Raw genomic sequence first — 3,171 nt, 5'->3', positions numbered from 1 at the left:
TGAGGTGTGTAGTCTTCACGCTCTAGAAAGCGATTTACACTATCATGCGAGATATTATAAGTCTCGGCAAGTTGTGTGCAGCTAATAGAGTTCGGTTCTGTCATGAGAAAGCCCATATAAATGGGTAATATACAAGTTGCTGTAGAAGCATGTTTAATTCGTCTGATCACAGATACTTTATAAAGTATTTTAATACTTTTTTGAATCAGTCAATGCGTAAGTCCTATTGGCATTAAAAACCACGAATAAATTTATAAAAACAATTGTGGATTTTATGGTCTTGGTCTTTATAATCATGGCTTTTAGAACTTATCCTTGCAGGGATCTAATACGATGACTGACTTAGTTCAGCAGTTGGCAAAAGAAATTGCCGTACGTCCAAATCAAATTGAAGCTGCCATCAAGCTCATTGATGAAGGTGCCAGTGTTCCATTTATCGCACGTTACCGTAAAGAAGTGACGCAAGGTCTGGACGATACTCAATTACGTCAGCTCGATACACGTCTGACTTACCTGCGTGATTTATTTGAGCGCCGTGAAAAGGTAATCGAATCTCTAAAAGAACAAAACAAGTTATCTGATGACCTACTTGCTCGAGTGAATGCAGCAGAAACGAAAAATGCTTTAGAAGAGATTTACGCGCCGTACCGTCCAAAACGTACCAGTAAATCATTTAAAGCCAAAGAAGCCGGTTTAGGCCCAATCGCTGAAAAAATCTTTAATGAAGCAGTTGATCCAACCGAAGCTTTAGCTGGTTTTAGTCATGAAGATTATGCTGATGTTGAAAGCCAATTAGATGCGATTCAACACATTTTAATTGATGACTGGGCACAAAATATTGCATTAACCACTGAGCTAAAAGCGACATTTGCGAAAACTGCAGTGTTGAAAAGTTTAGTTGCAAGCGATGAGAAAAAAGAAGTCGGTAAAAAATTCCGTGATTACTTTGATTTCTCTGAAAGCTTAAATAAAGTCCCTTCACACCGTTTATTGGCGATGCTCCGTGGCCGTCAAGAAAATGTCTTGGGCTTAAAAGTCGATGGTGAAGATGATGCACCATTGGCTCGTATTGATACTGAATACAATTTAGAAACAGCACAACCACAAGCGCGTGCAGATTTCTTAAAACAAACTGCAAAATTGTTCTGGCTCGGTAAAGTTCGTCCTGCGATTGAACATTCATTATTGACTGAAAAACGTTTGGCTGCTGAAGCTGAAGCGATGGATGTCTTTGCTGAAAACCTACGTCATTTATTACTTTCTGCTCCTGCAGGCGCACGTTGCACATTGGGTGTAGACCCAGGCATCCGTACGGGTGTGAAATTGGCTGTTGTGAATGCATCAGGTGATGTCCTTGCACATAGCACGATTTACCCATTTGCTCCGAAAGAAGACAAAGCTGGATCAGTGGCTGAACTTGCACGTCTATGCCGTGAGTTTAATGTTGAACTGATTGCCATTGGTAACGGTACTGCAAGCCGTGAAACTGAAGCTGTTGTGGCTGAAATGATGGCAGCAAATACAGACTTGAACTTGATTCGTGTGTCAGTATCTGAAGCAGGCGCATCGGTTTACTCAGCATCTGAATTGGCGTCAAATGAATTGCCAGATTTAGATGTATCAATCCGCGGTGCAGTATCAATTGCACGTCGTTTACAAGATCCATTGGCTGAACTTGTGAAGATTGATCCTAAATCGATTGGTGTGGGTCAATATCAACATGATGTGAACCAAACCGGTTTGGCAAAAACGCTAGAAGCGGTTGTGGAAGACTGTGTGAACTCAGTAGGTGTCGATGTCAACACTGCATCATCTGCAATCTTGGGTTATATCGCGGGTTTAAATAAATCAATTGCACAGCAAATTGTGGATTACCGTAAAGAAAATGGTCGTTTTGAAAACCGCCAAAGTTTGAAAAAAGTTCCTCGTTTAGGCGAGCGGACCTTTGAACAAGCAGCAGGTTTCTTACGTATTCAGGATGGTTCTGAACCATTGGATGCTTCTGCTGTTCACCCTGAATCTTATGGTTTAGTAGAAAAAATTGTGGCAGCGAAAGCAACCACAGTCAAAGATATTATTGGTAATACTGAAATTATTCGCCAAGTAAACGCCGAAGAATTTGTGAATGACCAATTTGGTTTACCAACGATTCAGGACGTTTTATCTGAACTTGAAAAACCAGGCCGTGACCCGCGTCCAGAGTTTCGCACGGCGAAATTCCGTGAAGACATCACTGAAGTGGCGCAGTTGACTGAAGGTTTACAGCTTGAAGGTGTGGTTACGAATGTGACTAACTTCGGTGCATTCGTAGATGTCGGTGTACACCAAGACGGTTTAGTGCATATTTCTGAACTTGCAAATGAATTTGTTGCAGATCCGCACAAAGTCGTGAAGCCAGGTCAAATTGTTCAAGTTCGTGTCTTGAATGTCGATGTTGAGCGTAACCGTGTTAACTTGTCTATGCGTGCAGAAGGTGCTGCTGCAGCGAAATCACAACGTCAACCACGTCGTGACAATGTACAGCAAGAACAACGAGGTGAGCGTAAGCCACATGCGAAACGTCCACAGCATGCTCGTCCGCAAGGTGACCGCCCACAAGGTCATAAAAAACCTCAAGCAGCGAAACCACAAGAAAATAAAATTGGTGGTTTAGGTGCGTTGTTATTACAAGCAGGGATTAAAGGTTCGAAGTAATCTTTAACTGTTAAAAAAACCTCCCATTTGGGAGGTTTTTTTATATAAGATTAAAACAATCAAAGCTTAAATAAACTTAGAAGACCATAATGTTACGTAGTTATTATCAGGGTTCAGTGCAACAATTCATACATACAAATGAACAAGAAATTATGGGGGCTTTGGCACTACAGCATGAATTTGCATTGGAAGATTTACAAAAGAACGCTTGGTTAAAACAAATTGAGATTTTAAAACAACAGTTGGATTTTTTAGATGAGGGAGAAATCTTTTTTGAATTCTCTATTCCACGGATGGGTAAGCGCGTAGATAACATTCTTTTGATACGTAATTTAATTTTTGTTATTGAATTTAACTAAATGTGCGGAATTCTCCATCTATAATCTGTGATTTAGATGGAGATGGATAGCACGCCTTTTCAGTCGGGTCTTTCTTGGTTTTGGATGTATTCTCGAATTACATCAATTGTCGCTCCAC

At 40.6% G+C, this 3,171-nt stretch carries 1 protein-coding gene and 2 pseudogenes; 2 read left to right on the top strand and 1 reads right to left on the bottom strand.

Going from position 1 to position 3,171, the window contains the following annotated elements:
• Nucleotides 1-170, bottom strand: a pseudogene (locus FTU05_RS18015) (IS701 family transposase); the annotation flags it as partial.
• A gap of 163 nt (nt 171-333) precedes the next feature.
• On the opposite strand from FTU05_RS18015, the gene FTU05_RS17425 reads away from it, so the two are divergent.
• Nucleotides 334-2,694: a Tex family protein gene (locus FTU05_RS17425; protein WP_180166181.1), complete on the top strand. Its 2,361-nt coding sequence runs from the start codon at nt 334-336 to the stop codon at nt 2,692-2,694.
• Nucleotides 2,695-2,783: 89 nt separating this feature from the next.
• Nucleotides 2,784-3,047 (top strand): annotated as a pseudogene (locus FTU05_RS17420) (hypothetical protein); the annotation flags it as partial.
• Nucleotides 3,048-3,171: the final 124 nt, after the last annotated feature.

This window comes from Acinetobacter sp. YH12049 (assembly GCF_013419875.1).
Classification (GTDB): domain Bacteria; phylum Pseudomonadota; class Gammaproteobacteria; order Pseudomonadales; family Moraxellaceae; genus Acinetobacter; species Acinetobacter amyesii.
This window is presented reverse-complemented; position numbering and strand designations above follow the sequence as displayed.